The following is a 14,280-nucleotide window of genomic DNA, read 5'->3' as shown; positions in this document are numbered from 1 at the left end:
CGCACGGGCAGGACAGGGCAAGCCCCCACACGGGCGGCACGGGCCGAAGCCCGCACAAGGCAGCACGGACACCGCCCCGCACGAGCGGCACGGGCCCCGGCCCGCACAGGCGGCACGGAGCAAGACCCGACCCGGCGGCCCGGCGCGCGGCCCATCGGCCGGGGAGCGGTCACGGGGGCCGGGGCCCGCCCCGTACGCGTACCCCCGTCCCGTCCCGCCGCGCGCCCTAGCGCAACGCGTCCGCGACCTCCCGGGCCGCGTCCACCACCCTCGGGCCGACCCGCTCGGGGACCGCGTCGGCGAGCATGACGACGCCGACGCTGCCCTCGACGCCCGTCACGCCGACCAGCGGGGCGGCGGCGCCGCTCGCGCCGGCCTCCAGTTCGCCGTGGGTGAGGGTGTAGCCGGGTTCGGTCAGGCCGCCCTGGCGGGCGGCGAGGATCGCGCGGCCGGCCGCGCCCCGGTCCAGCGGGTGGCGGAAGCCGGCCCGGTAGGCGACGTGGTAGTCGGTCCAGGTCGGTTCGACGACCGCGACCGCGAGCGCCTCCGCCCCGTCGACCAGGGTGAGGTGGGCCGTCGCCCCTATGTCCTCGGCGAGCGAGCGCAGCGCGGGCAGCGCCGCCTCGCGCACCAGGGGGTGGACCTGGCGGCCGAGCCGCAGCACGCCGAGGCCGACGCGGGCCCGGCCGCCGAGGTCGCGGCGGACCAGGGCGTGCTGTTCGAGCGTGGCCAGGAGGCGGTAGACCACGGTCCGGTTGACGCCGAGTTTGTTGGACAACTCGGTGACCGTCAGGCCGTGGTCGGTGTCGGCGAGCAGTTTGAGGACTCTGAGTCCCCGGTCGAGCGTCTGGGAGGTCTCCGCGGTCACGACGCCCTCTCCTTCGGAGTGAGATGGAGGCGGGACTCTCACGGGGTTGCCTCGCCGGTCCCGCGGCGACGCACGTCAGAGGCCGCCGGCAGGAAGGGGTACACCGGCTGCGCTCCGCGGCGGCGTTGCCACGGGGCGAATGCTTTTGAGCCGGGACAGTAGCGACCCGCTCCGCTCAGCGGAAGACCTCGTCCAGAATCCGGGCGCCGGCGACCGGATGGAGACGTTTCGGGACCTTCGTCGGCCGGAGGGAGGACTTCGGACGACAAGAACGCCTATGTCGTGCTCGTGGCGTGGAGGGGGTTCCTGAGGCCGGCTGTGGGGGCCGGCACCGGTTCCGGTCCCGCTTCACGACGGGACGGCCGAGGCCCGTACGCGGCAGTGCGTACGGGCCTCGGGTCCACCTCGGCGGAGAGGTCAGCGCATGCGGGTGGCCCACTCCTGGACCTTCTTGATCCGCTCGCGGATCTGCCCGGCGGTGGCCTCCGCGCTCGGCGGGCCGCCGCAGACCCGGCGCAGCTCGGTGTGGACGACGCCGTGCGGCTTGCCGCTCTGGTGCACGTACGCGCCGACCATCGTGTTGAGCTGCTTGCGCAGTTCGAGCAGCTCCTTGTGGGAGACGACGGGCCGCCGCTCGGCGGGCAGCTCCAGGAGGTCCGCCTCAGTGTCCGGCTTCTTGCGGCTGTGCGCGATCTGCCGGGCCTGGCGCTTCTGGAGGAGGAGCTGGACCTGGTCGGGTTCGAGGAGGCCGGGAATGCCGAGGTAGTCCTGCTCCTCCTCGCTGCCGGGATGGGCCTGCATGCCGAACTCGGCGCTGTTGTAGAGGACGCGGTCGAAGACGGCGTCGGACTCCAGGGCCTCGAAGGGCAGCATGTCCTGCTCCCCGGTGTCCTCGTCCTGCTGCTTCTCGGCCTCCGCCATCTCCTTCTCGGACTCGGCGTACGGGTCCTCGTCCTCGCCCGCCTTCTTCGGCCGGTCGAGCATGTGGTCGCGCTCGACCTCCATCTCGTTGGCGAAGCCGAGGAGGCTGGGGATCGTGGGCAGGAACACGGACGCGGTCTCGCCGCGCCTGCGGGAGCGCACGAAGCGGCCGACGGCCTGGGCGAAGAAGAGCGGGGTCGAGATCGTCGTGGCGTACACCCCGACCGCGAGGCGGGGGACGTCGACGCCCTCGGACACCATGCGGACGGCGACCATCCAGCGGTCGTCGCTCTCGCTGAACTCGTCGATGCGGTTCGAGGCGCCCGTGTCGTCGGAGAGGACGAGGGTGGGCCGGGTGCCGGTGATCTCGCGGATCAGCTTGGCGTACGCGCGGGCCGACTCCTGGTCGGAGGCGATGACGAGGCCGCCGGCGTCCGGGATGGACTTGCGGACCTCCATGAGGCGCTGGTCGGCGGCGCGCAGCACGTTCGGCATCCAGTCGCCGCGCGGGTCGAGGGCGGTGCGCCAGGCCTGCGAGATCGCGTCCTTGGTCATCGGCTCGCCGAGGCGGGCGGCGATCTCGTCGCCGGCCTTGGTGCGCCAGCGCATGTTGCCGCTGTAGGAGAGGAAGATGACCGGCCGGACGACCCCGTCGCCGAGGGCGTTGCCGTAGCCGTACGTGTAGTCCGCGGAGGAGCGGCGGATGCCGTCGTTGCCCTCCTCGTACGTGACGAAGGGGATCGGGTTGGTGTCGGAGCGGAAGGGGGTGCCGGTGAGCGCGAGGCGGCGGGTGGCCGGCTCGAAGGCCTCCAGGCAGGCCTCGCCCCAGGACTTGGAGTCTCCGGCGTGGTGGATCTCGTCCAGGATGACGAGGGTCTTGCGCTGCTCGCAGCGGTTGCGGTGGAGCATGGGGCGGACGCCGACACCCGCGTAGGTGAGGGCGACGCCGTCGTACTCCTTGCTGAGCGGCCCGGCGCTGTACTCCGGGTCCAGCTTGATCCCTATGCGCGCGGCGGCCGCGGCCCACTGCTTCTTGAGGTGCTCGGTGGGCGCGATCACGGTGACCTGCTGCACGACGTGGTGGTGCAGCAGCCACGAGGCGAGGGTCAGCGCGAAGGTGGTCTTGCCGGCTCCGGGGGTGGCGACCGCGAGGAAGTCGCGGGGCTGCTCCTGGATGTACTTCTCCATCGCGCCCTGCTGCCAGGCGCGCAGCTTGCCGGCGGTGCCCCAGGGGGCGCGGCCGGGGAAGGCGGGAGAGAGGTGGTGTGAGGAGGGGGCGGTGGTAGTCACGATCTCCGGTTCGACGCTCGTCCAGATATGACAACCGGGCCACCTTACCGGCGACCGGGCCCGGGGCTCGTACCCGGCGGGGGGTCGACCTCACCCGGTGCGGCGAGCGTCACATCTCCGGTTCAGCGTGCGAACCGGGGCAGTTGTGCGGCGATCTTGGGGACGTCCAGGGTGCCCTGGCAGACGTCCAGGACGAACGCCTCCGCTTCGTCGACGTCGAAGTCCGAGTCCAGCGGGTGTCCGTTCATGTGCAGGAAGACCCAGGTCGCGTACCAGGCGATGCGCTTGTTCCCGTCCACGAGCGCGTCGTTGCGGGCGAGCGATTCCATGAGCGCCGCGGCCTTCTGCCAGACGTCCGGGTAGGCGTCCTGGCCGAACACGCTCGACTGCGGACGCGCCAGGGCGGAGACGAGGAGGCCGTAGTCCCGCACCTCGTCCGCGCCGAGCCGCTGCGCGAGGTTCAGGACCTCGGGGAGCGTCAGGTAGTACGTCACGCGAGCCTCCGGTTCAGCTCCTCACTGACCTTCAGCACGTGCTCGGCCGCCTCGTTGAAGAGGCGGGAGTGCTCGTTCACGGCCCGGATCACGGCGTCGTGCGCGAAGGACTGCATGCTGCGCCCTTCCGCCTCGGCCCGCTCGCGCAGGGCGTCCAGCTCTTCCTCGGTGAACCTGACGTTGAGACCGGCCATGACGCCATGGTACCGCGTGGTACCAGATGGTGTCAGGGGGCTTTCGGGCCTCCGGACCGCACCGGCTCCCCGTGCAACCGCGTCGCGACCCACGCCCCCGCCGCCGCCACCCCCGCCATCGGCAGGAAGACCGCGGCGAAGGCGGCCGGGTGGGAGCCGGTGGCGGCGGTGTGGGAGGTGACCGCGTGGCCCACCGCGCCGCCGCCGAGGGCCGCGAAGGCCGCGCCGCCGGCCGCGAGGAGGAGGACGTTGGAGAGGCCGTCGGAGATCTGGAGGGCGGCCGAGTTGGTGCCCGCCTCCTCCGGGGCGGAGAGCTTCAGGAGGAGCACGCTCGTGGAGGAGATCACCGCGCCCATGCCGAGGCAGCCGAAGGCCCAGGCCACCGCGACGGTCCAGGCGGGCACGGCGGTGATCAGGACGCTCGGGGCCGCCGCGATCGCGAGGGCGACCAGGACCATCCCGAGGACGACGAGCCGCTCCCGGTACGGCTCCGTCCACGGCCGGGACTGGATCCAGGAGCCGAGCGCCCAGGTGAGGCCGCCGACGGCCAGGGAGAGCCCGGCGAGGGTGGGGCTCAGGCCCCGCTGGGTGACCAGCATCAGGGGCACGAAGGACTCGGCGGCGATGAAGGACCCGGCGGCGATCCCGCGCAGCAGGACGACGGAGGGCAGGCCGCGGGCGGCCCGGTAGGTGCCGCGCGGCAGCAGCCCCCGCACGGCGGGCACGAGGAGCGCGGCGCCCGCGGCGGCGGGCAGCAGGGAGAGCCAGCGCAGTTCCTGCCCGGCGTACTGGAGGAGCCCGGCGCCCGCGGAGATGCCGAGCGCCAGCCGGATCCGGCGCCGGTCCCAGGGGGCGGCGGGCGCCTCCGGGTCGGCGGGCCCCGAGGCGGTGCGGCGGATCGCGGGGAGGGCGAGGGCGAGCGGCAGGACGACGAGGACGGGGATCCCGACGAAGACCCAGCGCCAGCCGAGGTGCTCGGTGATGGTGCCGGAGGCGAGCGGCCCGACGACGGAGGGGACGACCCAGCTCGCGGCGAAGGCCGCCATGATCGCGGGCCTGAGGTGCTCGTCGTAGGCGCGGCTGACGACCACGTACAGGGCGACGATGACGAGGCCGCCGCCGAGGCCCTGCACGGCCCGGCCGAGGACGAACATCCACATGGCGCCGGCGGTCCCGGAGAGGAGCAGCCCGGCCGCGAAGGCGGATATGCCGGTGGCGAGCGGCGCGAGCGGGCCGCGCCGGTCGGACCACTGACCGGCCAGGACCATGCCGAAGAGGCTGGTGGTGAAGTACGCGGAGAAGGCGAAGGCGTAGACGGAGACGCCGTTCAGCTCGCGGGCGGCGACGGGCATGGCCGTGCCGACGGCGGTCGCCTCGAAGGCGATGAGCAGGACGACGGAGACGATGCCGGTGCTGAGCGCCCGGTGGGCCGGGTCGAGGACGGACCCCCGGTCGGCGGGCCGGCCGGCACGGGGGTCGGTTCCGGGGCTCGGGGTGACGGCGGCGTCGGTGCCGGCGTCTCGGGGTTCGAGGGCGCTCATCCCCCCAGAGTAAGAGGTGTAGACCTGAATGACCCCTGTCGGAAGTCCGGTGATCGCTCGGCCCTCGGACCTACGTCCGCGAACGGAGTGTTGCGGGCGTGTGGCAGTCGCGTGGCACGGCCCCGCGAACCCTTGAGCCCTCCCCGGGCCGCCCCTACGGTCGTACTCGTCGCACCACACGACACGACCGTGTGCCCGAGTGGTTCAGGGACTCGCCTGCAAAGCGAGTTACGCGGGTTCGATTCCCGCCACGGTCTCCAACCGGTCGCCCGGCCCCCTTCACGGGGCCGGGCGATTCCGTTTCGCGGCCCGGTGAGGGAGCCGGCCCGCCCTCCCCCGGCCCAGGAGGACTTTCCGGCCCCGCCTTCCCCGGGCCCGGCGGGCTTCCCGGCTCAGCCCTTCGTCTCCGCCGGTACCCCCTTCGCGAGCCCGTCGCCCGCGCAGCCCAGTTCCGCCGAGACGTGCCGGGCGGCCGCGTTGGCGAGGGTGATCAGGCGCGTCGGCTGTTCCGGATCGGCGTCCGGGACGCCCGCCGGGCCCCGGACGGAGGTCTGGACGACGATCGCGCGGGCGGGCGCCGGGAGGCGGCAGGAGAAGTACAGCTTGGCGAGGCCCGCGGAGGAGAAGGCCTCGATGCCCGAGCGGTAGGAGGTGACCGACGGGGCGAGCTCCGGGCCCAGGTACGGGCCCTTCCCCGCGGCGGCCACCTCGATCGCGACGCCCTCGGCCCCGCCCCCGGCGGGCCGGAGGCCGCAGTAGCGCACCGGCTGCGGCCGGTAGGTGTCGGCCCACGGTGCGGCGGCGGCGGCGCGCAGCCCGGCGAGGGCCTCGTCCGGCTTCGAGAGGTCGTCCTCGAACCGCCCGCCGTCCACGACCGCTTCGAGCGCGGCCGCGACGGGGGCCTCCCGGGCGAAGCCCCCGCAGATCTCGGCCGCCGGGAGTCCCTGCGGCGCCGCGCCGCCGTCGTCGCCGTCGCCGCCGGAGCAGCCCGTGAGGAGGGCGAGCGCGGCGACGGCGGCCGCGCCGGTGGTCCTCGTCCGTCCGAACCGCATGCCGGTCACTTCTTCTCGTAGGGGTCGGGAAGGGAGTTGTCCCGGGCGTGCAGACGCGCGTCCCGGACGTAGTCGACCAGCGTCTCGTCCAGGTAGTTGCGGTCCTTCTCGCTCCAGCCGGGGGCGTTCGCGTAGGCGATGCCGGGCCGCAGCGAGTTCTCCTTGCCCATGGCGAGCGCCTCGTCCGAGAGGTCGTCCGACTTCTTCTTGAGCATCTCGTCCTTCTCGTACTTCTCGGCCATGTCGTCCGCCTCCATGCCGATGAAGGTCACGACGGCCCCGCCCACCGTCTCGGCGGCCAGCGGTACGAGGACGCCGCCGGCGCCGCCGGTCAGGGCGACGACCCCGCCCGCGGCGGCGGCGCCCACGCCGAACTTGACCCACTCGGTCGTCTTGCCGACGGCCTTCTTGTGCTCCTCGGAGTCCTTCTCGTAGTCCTTGTCGATCTGCGCCATGCGGGACTCGTCCATGATTCCCTGCGCCTCCGACCCGATGCGCAGGGTGGTCCGCGCGTCGGTGAGGTCCCGCTCGTCGAAGCTCGATCCGGGCTTGGGGCCGACCTCGTCGAGGACGCTCGTGGTGTAGATCATCTCGGCGGCGGAGAGGGTGGAGTGGCCGGTCTCGCTCTGCGACACGATGCCCATGAAGTTGACGGCGTCGCCGCGGTTCCACAGGAGGCCGGTGTCGAACTCGTCGCCGAACCGGGATCCGCCCTTGGCGTCGTTGGAGCCGAAGGGGGAGTTCTTCTTCTCCTCCATGGTCGTGTCGCTGTCCGTCTCCAGGGAGCGGTTCAGCTCGTCGATGTAGGCGGCGCCCATCTTGCCGAGGCTGTCGTCGATGCCCGGCTGCTCGTGCATGTACTTGGGGTCGCTGCCGTACCGCTCGACGACCTTCTGCATGACCTCCGCGTTCTCCTTGGTCCGTACGTCCTCGAGGCCCTCGGTCTCGGCGTCGTACGGGTGCCCGGTGGTCGCGGCCTCCAGGGCGTGGCCGAGCGCGTCGTAGCCCGGTTCCCTCGTCAGGTGGCCCTTGTCGTCCAGCTCCTCGGGCCACTTGCGGTCCTTGGAGAAGTAGTCGAAGGGGTCGAGCTTCTTGTCGTCCTTGCCGTCCCCGGGCGTGAGGTCGATGTCGTTGTTGAAGAAGTCCGTCGACGCCTTGGGGTTGTGGCCGAGCGCCTCCATGAAGCCGATCATGGGGTCCTTGCCGAGGTCGCCGCCCTGCCAGTTCAGGTGGCTCGGCATGCCGGTCGTCTGGAGCCAGGCCCGGTCGGCGGGCAGCCGGCCGTCGTGGGTCATCCGGCGCTCGGTGGCGACGAGGCCGTTGCCGTAGTCGCGCAGGAACGTGTCGTCGTAGTCGCCGACCCGCATCAGGTTGCTCATGACCTGGAAGCCGTACGGGCTGGTGCCGCGCGTCTGGACGGGCTCGCTGCCGGCCTTGATGACGTCGGCCTTCCACTGCTCCATCTCGGGGCTGTGGGAATGGGTCGCGGTGGCGAGCGTCAGACTCCAGTTCTGCTGGAGTTCCTTCAGCTTGTCGCGGTGGTCGACGCCGAGCCGGGAGCCGTCGCTCGGGTCGCCCATGTCGGCCCAGTACTCCATGCTGCCCTTCGGCCCGACCTCCAGGGCGAAGCGCTCGGCGAAGTACGGGTCCTTCTTGTTGTCCTTGAACAGGGCGTTGAGCCGGTCGATCTCCTGCGGGGTGGCGTCGTCGCCCTTCTTGTACAGCTCGTAGGCGGTGTGCGCGTCCTCGGCGTCCTGCGCCTTGGAGGCGGCGGCGAGGGAGTCGTACTTCGTGCCGGAGAAGTTGTTCCTGTCCTTGCCGACGAGGGCGCGCAGGGCGCGGGAGGCGATGTCGTCGGCCTCGTTCGCCCGGTCGACGGCGGCCTTGATCGACGAGCGCATCGCCTCGAAGTCGGCCTGCTCGGGCTCGGGCCCGTCGTAGTCCTCGGAGCGCCGGTCGGGGTGGATCAGATAGCTGACGGTGCCGTCCGGGTCGATGCGGATGCCCTTGCCCGGCGCCTGCTCGACCAGCTTCTCCAGCGCGCTCTTCGCCGCCTTGAACTCGCCCTCCGCGTCCCTGAGGATGTTGCGGATGCTGGTGGCCTCGGTCAGGGCGTCACCGAACTCCTTGGCGGTCTTCCGGACGAACGCCTGGGTCACCCCGGCGTTCTCGCCCTTCCAGTCGGCCTTGTCGGCCTTGCTCCTGAGGCCGTTCTCGGCCTTCTCCTTGGTCTTCTCCAGCTTGGACACCGTCTCCGTCCAGACCGTGACGGCCTCCTTGAGACCGCCGAGCCGGGCATGGAGGACCTGGTCGAACTTCAGCATCTTTTTCCCTCGTCAGCCGTCGCGTGCGTCGCCGTCACCGCTTCCGGCTCATGTGAAGTGCTTGTCGATCATGGCTATGGAGAAGTTGGTGACCAACTGCTCCTCGGTGCCGGCGTGGCTGGCGGCCGTGTACTCCAGGTGGTTGTGGATGTGCGCGCAGGCGCTGAGGAGCGTCTCGGCCTGTTCGCGCCAGGTGTCCCACATGGTCCACATCGCGGATCCGGTCAGGAACCCGTCGCCGTCGAGGCCCTTGGCCGCGGTGTCGGTCTGGGCGCCCGCGTGGAAGGCGTCCCGCTCGAACCAGTGGAAGAGCTCCTGGGCCTCGTTGCCGACCGCCTTGAGCTCGGCGGACACCACCTTGTAGTCGTCGGCGCCGCCGCCGGGACCGGCGGGCGCGCCGTTGAGCCGCGTCGCCGCCTCGTTGCGGAGTTGGCGCCACTCCTCGTCGAAAGACATCTGCTTCCCCCATGGGTGAGTCGAGGGCACCCGGCGGCGGGAAGCCGTGACCGTCCCCACCGCAAACGGGCCCGAGGGGCCACTCTAGCCAGCGGGCACGCCGAAGCCCAGCTCGGGATTGCGCGAGCAACGGGCCCCGGAGTGTTACGGGTTGGGCGCCGCCACCGCCGCCTGCGGGCGGATCGGGAGGCGGTTGACCGGGCGGCCGGTGGCCGCGCGGACCGCCGCCGCCACCGCGGCGGGCGAGGTGACGACGGGGACGGCGCTCGCGGCCTTGGCGCCGAAGGGGGCCACCACGTCGCGCTCCTCGATCAGCTTCACGATCCGGATGTCCGGGGCGTCCAGGGAGGTCGGGAGGGCGTAGCCGGTGAAGTCCGGGTGGCGGACCAGGCCGCGGGCGGTGCGGAGGTTCTCCGTGAGGGCCGCGCCGACGCCCTGGGTGACGCCCGCCTCGATGCGGGTGGCGAGCTGGGCCGGGTTGAGGATCCGGCCGACGTCCTGGGCGACGGCCATCTCCACGACCCGTACGGCGCCGAGTTCCACGTCCACGTCCACGACCGCGCGGATCGCGCAGAACGCGAGGCCCACGAAGGCGTCGCCCTGGCCCGCGTCGTCGAGCGGCTCGGTGGGGTGGGGGCGGCACTGGGCGGTGGCCCACAGCTCCTTGCCGTCGAGCGCCTCGGTGACCGTCGTCGACAGGACGCCGTCGTACGAGGTGATCTTGCCGTCGGTGATCTGGAGCAGCTCGGTCGACATGCCGAACTTGTGGGCGAGCGGCTGGAGGAGCTGGGTGCGGACCATCTTCGCGGCCCGCTCGACGGCCCCGCCCGAGACCCAGGTGTGCCGGCCGTGGGCGGCCGGTCCGGCGGGCGGCTGGTCGGTGTCGACGGGGGCGACGTGCACCTCGTCGATGCCCAGGGTCTCCTGCACGACCTGGCGGGCGAGCGTGGAGAAGCCCGAACCGGTGTCCACGGCCGAGCAGATGACCGTCGCCACCCCGTCCGCGACCCGTACGGTCGCCGTCGAGACCTCGTCGGTGCCCTCCGCGCCGAGCATGTGGACCATGCCGAGCGCGTAGCCCACGCCCCGCCGCACCGCGCCGGGTTCGCCCGCGCCCTCGGGGCCGCCGGGCAGCAGCCACTCCCCCTCGGGGGTGTCCTTGGGCAGCGGCGGCAGCGGGAACTCCCGTACGGCGGCGAGGAGTTCCGCGACCGGGGCCGGACAGGTGACCGTCTGGCCCGTGGGCAGGATGTCGCCGGTCGCCATGACGTTCCGCATGCGCAGCTCGGCCGGGTCCACGCCCAGCTTGGCCGCGAGCTTGTCCATCTGCGCCTCGTACGCCGCGCACACCTGCATCGCGCCCTCGCCCCGCACGTGGCCGGAGGGCGGGTTGTTCGTGCGGACGGCCCAGCCCTCGACGAAGGCGTGCGGGACGACGTACGGGCCGCAGGCGAAGGCCACGGCCGCCGCCAGGGACTCCGACGAGGAGTCGGCGTACGCGCCGCCGTCGAGCAGGATCTGCGCCTCCACCTTCACCAGGCGCCCCTCCGCGTCCGCGTGGTGGCGGTAGCGCAGCAGGGTGGGGTGGCGGTGGGCGTGGCCGAGGAACGACTCCTCGCGCGTGGCGGTGAGTTTGACCGGGCAGCCGGTGCGCAGCGCGAGCAGGCCCAGCGGGATCTGGAAGCCCGGGTCCTCGCGGTCGCCGGTGGCGCCCGGGACGCCGGTGACGACCAGTTTGACCTGCTCGGGCAGGAGGCCGAAGCAGGCGGCGGCCAGGTCGCGGTCGGTGTGCGGGTCGGTGGAGGCCGTGTAGAGCTCGACGCCGCCGTCGGGGCGCGGCACGGCGAGGCCCGCCTCGGCGCCGATCGGCGCCGGGTCCTGCCGCCCGATCCGGTACAGGCCCTCGACGACGACCTCGCCGGCCGCCTCCGGGTCGCCGAAGCGGAGCGGGATGTGCCGGATCAGGTTCCCGTCGGGGTGCAGCGGCTCGGCCGCGAACGCCTTCTCCGGGTCGGTGACCGGTTCGAGCACCTCGTACTCGACGGCGATGGCGGCGGCGGCGAGCCGGGCCGTGTCGGGGTGGTCGGCGGCGACGGCCGCGAGGGCCTCGCCGTGGTGCCGGACCAGGTCGGAGGCGAAGACCGGCCGGTCGGCGACCCGGCGCCCGTAGGTGGCCGCGCCCGGCACGTCGGCGGCCGTCACCACGGCCCGTACGCCCGGCATGGCGACGGCGGCGGAGGTGTCGACCGAGACGATCCGGGCGTGCGGGTGCGGGGAGCGCAGGATCGCGGCCCAGAGCAGGCCCTCGGCCCACAGGTCGGAGGCGTACGGGAAGGTGCCCTCCGCCTTCGCCCGGGAGTCGGCCTGCGGGAGCGAGGTGCCGAGGCCGTGGGGGGCCGACTCCTGTCCGAGGGGTCCGAGGGGTCCGGGGACGTCCGTGACCGTGACCGTGGGAACGGCGGTGGTCGCGTCGCTGCTCACGCCTTGCCTCCGTCGTGCGGGTGCGGGATCTGGTGCGGGATGCGGGCGTCGTCGGCGCCCTCGGACGCGTGGGCCGCGGCGCTGGCCTCGCGCTCGGCGACGACGTCCTTCACGGCTTCGAGGACGCCCCGGTAGCCGGAGCAGCGGCACAGGTTGCCGGCGAGCGCCTGGCGGGTCTCCAGGTCGGTGGGGGCGTGGTTGCCCTCCAGGAGGTCGTGCACGGTCATGCACATGCCCGGGATGCAGAAGCCGCACTGGACGGTGCCGCACCGGGCCATGGCCCGCTGCACGTCGGAGGGCTCCCCGTCGACCGCGAGGCCCTCGACCGTCCGCACCTCGCTCCCGGCGGCGGTCGCCGCGGGGACCAGGCAGGAGGCGACGAGCCGTCCGTCGACCTGGACGTTGCACGCGCCGCACTCGCCCTGCGAGCAGCCGTCCTTGGCCCCGGCGAGCCCGAGGCGCTCGCGCAGGACGTAGAGCAGCGACTCCCCGATCCAGGAACCGGTGACGGGCCGGTCCACGCCGTTGACCCGGAGGGTGTACGAGGTGTGGGGGTGCTCGTCGCTGTCGGTGGAGGCGTGGACCTCCGCCGCGACGGGGGGCACGGGGTCGGGAACGTCCGTGTCGAGGACGGTCTCCGCGCGGAGACCGGCGTCCGGTTCGGGGGCGGGATCCGCTTCGGCGGTGTCCGGTTCGGGGGCGGCCGGTTCGGGGGCCGGGACCGGGTCCGCCTCCGCCTCCGGGACCGGGTCCGCCCCGGGGGCGCCGGGCGCGTCCTGTACGGCCTCCGGGGCCGCGTCCCCGACGGCGGCGGCCGGCTCCGGCTCCTCCGGGGTCTCCGCCGGGGGCTCCTCCCGGAGCGCCCAGGGCGCGGGCGCGCCGCCCGGAAGGGTCGCCGGGGCCTCGGCGGGGATCTGCCACTGGCCCGTGTCACCGGGGCCGGGAGCGGGCTCGGGGGCGGCGAAGGACTCGGGCTCGGCGAAGGGCTCGGGCGCGGGCCCCGTCGGCTCCGTGAAGCGCCACTCGGCCGTCGCGTGCGCGTCCTGCCCGCCGTACCCGGACCGGTCGAAGGGCTCGCCCTGCTGCTCGAAGTACGCGAACCCGCCCTGGTCGCCCTCGAAGTCCTGGGGCCGTTCGTAGTCCTGAGGGTCCAGAGGATCCTGCGGGTCCTGAGGCCGCTCGGCCTCGTACCCCTGCGCCTGCTCGTACCCCCGCGGCCGCTCGGCCCCGTACCCCTGGTCCGGCTCGTACCCCTGGTCCTGCTCCCGCTCGTACCCCTGCCCCTGCGCGTGGTCGAAGTACGGCCGTACCGGATCCGCGTCCACCGGCAGGTGGACCGGCCAGGTGCCCGTGGCCCCCGGGTCGGTCGCCGGGGGCGGGGCGAGCGGCTGGAGCGGGGTGATCATCGGGGGCACGTAATCGTGGCCGGGCGCCTCCAGGGGCACGCCGTCCAGCATGAAGTCCGGCGGGAGCTGCACGAAGGCGGTCGCGTCGCCGTCGTACCCCTCGCTCTTCGGGATCGGCTCCCAGCCGCCCTGGTTGCCCTGCTGTTCGTCGCTGCTCACGCGAGTGCCCTCCCCAGTGCCCGTCGGGCGAGTGCGGCGACGGTGCGCCGCAGGTGCAGTACGGCCGGGGGCAGTTGCTCGCCCCCTTGCGGGTCCGGGATGCAGGCGGCGGCGACGTACTCGCCGAACGCCGTCAGCGCCTCCGGCGCGAGCCCCCGGTCGTTGTCCCAGTCCACGAGCGAGGCGATCCAGCGCTCGGCCTCCAGGGGACGCAGCGGCATCGGCGCGACGGCGCCGACGGCGCAGCGCACCCCGCGCCGGGCCGGGTCCAGGACGACGGCGACGGAGGCGGTGGCGCGGGCCGGGCCGGTGCGGCCGGTGGCCTTGAGGAAGACCTGGGGGGCGTGGAGCAGCGGCACCCGGACGAAGGCCACGAGCTCGCCGGGGGCGAGCAGGTCGCGGCCCGCGAGCAGGTGGGAGACGGGGATCTCGCGGCTGCCGAGCGGCCCGAGGACGACGAGGTCGGCCTCCAGGGCGGCGAGGACGGGCAGCGAGTCGCCGGTGGGCGCGGCGGTGACGACGTTGCCGCCGAGGGTGCCCGCGTTGCGGATCTGGGGGGGTCCGGCCGCGCGGGCGGCGGCGGCGAGGGCCGGGATGAGGGCGGCGAAGTCGGGGCGGCCCATCCGGGCGTGGGTGAGGCCCGCGCCGAGGAGGGCGTGGCCGTCCTGGTACTGCCAGCCGCGGATCTCGTTGATGCGGCTGAGGCCGACGAGTCCGGCGGGCCTGAGCTGGCCCCTGTTGACCGCGGCCATGAGGTCGGTGCCGCCGGCGACGGGGACGGCCGCCGGCATGGCCGTGAGCGCCGCGACGGCCTCGTCGAGCGAGGCGGGCAGCGTCACGGCCTGCGCCGTCTGTGGTGCGTGCGTGGTCAACCCGCTGCCCCTTCCCGGTGTCCCGGCGGTCCCCGACTGTGCCCGGCCGTCGCGCCTGCGTGTGGGCGTACCGTACGTGCTCACAGGCCGGACGTGGCAACTCTGGCACATCTTCCGAGCCGTCCGGCGCGAGGGTCCGCGAAGGACTGTTCCGTCCGGGACGTCCCGGGAGCGGCGGGGAGTTCCGTTTCGCCGCTCTTGGGCGGCGGGGTTCACCGCTCC

The 14,280-nt window shown here is 73.5% G+C and carries 11 protein-coding genes and 1 tRNA gene; 1 reads left to right on the top strand and 11 read right to left on the bottom strand.

What is annotated here, in order from left to right; all coding sequences use genetic code 11:
- Positions 1–226: 226 nt before the first annotated feature.
- From ACFYNX_RS05570 to ACFYNX_RS05550, 5 genes are all read right to left on the bottom strand, one after another.
- Positions 227–868, bottom strand: a complete 642-nt coding sequence (locus tag ACFYNX_RS05570) for an IclR family transcriptional regulator (RefSeq protein ID WP_053648453.1) — start codon at positions 866–868, stop codon at positions 227–229.
- Positions 869–1,285: 417 nt separating this feature from the next.
- Positions 1,286–3,082 carry a DEAD/DEAH box helicase gene (locus tag ACFYNX_RS05565; protein WP_365539014.1) on the bottom strand — a complete coding sequence of 599 codons (1,797 nt, stop codon included), beginning with the start codon at positions 3,080–3,082 and terminating at the stop codon, positions 1,286–1,288.
- 119 nt (positions 3,083–3,201) lie between these two features.
- A complete protein-coding gene (locus ACFYNX_RS05560; RefSeq protein WP_388658003.1) occupies positions 3,202–3,573 on the bottom strand; it encodes a type II toxin-antitoxin system death-on-curing family toxin in 372 nt (123 codons plus the stop codon).
- Positions 3,570–3,767 (bottom strand): Arc family DNA-binding protein, encoded by a 198-nt coding sequence (locus tag ACFYNX_RS05555; RefSeq protein ID WP_121833496.1) that lies wholly within the window; start codon positions 3,765–3,767, stop codon positions 3,570–3,572. Before ACFYNX_RS05555 ends, ACFYNX_RS05560 begins: the two co-directional genes overlap by 4 nt.
- A 32-nt stretch (positions 3,768–3,799) precedes the next feature.
- Positions 3,800–5,308 (bottom strand): MFS transporter, encoded by a 1,509-nt coding sequence (locus ACFYNX_RS05550; protein ID WP_388657999.1) that lies wholly within the window; start codon positions 5,306–5,308, stop codon positions 3,800–3,802.
- A 185-nt stretch (positions 5,309–5,493) separates the two neighbouring features.
- Here ACFYNX_RS05550 and ACFYNX_RS05545 point away from each other — a divergent pair.
- Positions 5,494–5,568 (top strand) — tRNA-Cys (locus ACFYNX_RS05545).
- Positions 5,569–5,700: 132 nt separating this feature from the next.
- Here ACFYNX_RS05545 and ACFYNX_RS05540 read toward each other — a convergent pair.
- The 6 genes from ACFYNX_RS05540 to ACFYNX_RS05515 form a co-directional block, all read right to left on the bottom strand.
- Positions 5,701–6,360, bottom strand: coding sequence for a hypothetical protein (locus ACFYNX_RS05540; protein WP_388657996.1), 660 nt, complete (start codon positions 6,358–6,360; stop codon positions 5,701–5,703).
- Positions 6,361–6,365: 5 nt separating this feature from the next.
- Positions 6,366–8,684 carry a hypothetical protein gene (locus ACFYNX_RS05535; protein ID WP_388657994.1) on the bottom strand — a complete coding sequence of 773 codons (2,319 nt, stop codon included), beginning with the start codon at positions 8,682–8,684 and terminating at the stop codon, positions 6,366–6,368.
- Between the two features lie 48 nt (positions 8,685–8,732).
- Positions 8,733–9,140 (bottom strand): hypothetical protein, encoded by a 408-nt coding sequence (locus ACFYNX_RS05530; protein ID WP_125659128.1) that lies wholly within the window; start codon positions 9,138–9,140, stop codon positions 8,733–8,735.
- A 144-nt stretch (positions 9,141–9,284) separates the two neighbouring features.
- The gene (locus tag ACFYNX_RS05525; protein ID WP_388657990.1) at positions 9,285–11,621 is read right to left on the bottom strand and encodes a xanthine dehydrogenase family protein molybdopterin-binding subunit; all 2,337 of its coding nucleotides are present in this window, start codon (positions 11,619–11,621) and stop codon (positions 9,285–9,287) included.
- Positions 11,618–13,186 (bottom strand): 2Fe-2S iron-sulfur cluster-binding protein, encoded by a 1,569-nt coding sequence (locus ACFYNX_RS05520; protein WP_388657987.1) that lies wholly within the window; start codon positions 13,184–13,186, stop codon positions 11,618–11,620. Before ACFYNX_RS05520 ends, ACFYNX_RS05525 begins: the two co-directional genes overlap by 4 nt.
- Entirely contained in the window at positions 13,183–14,058 is an 876-nt protein-coding gene (locus tag ACFYNX_RS05515) for an FAD binding domain-containing protein (protein WP_365538832.1), read from the bottom strand. The genes ACFYNX_RS05520 and ACFYNX_RS05515 overlap by 4 nt, the downstream gene beginning before the upstream one ends.
- Positions 14,059–14,280: the final 222 nt, after the last annotated feature.

The sequence above is a fragment of the Streptomyces sp. NPDC007872 genome, from assembly GCF_042868165.1.
Taxonomy (GTDB): domain Bacteria; phylum Actinomycetota; class Actinomycetes; order Streptomycetales; family Streptomycetaceae; genus Streptomyces.
This window is presented reverse-complemented; position numbering and strand designations above follow the sequence as displayed.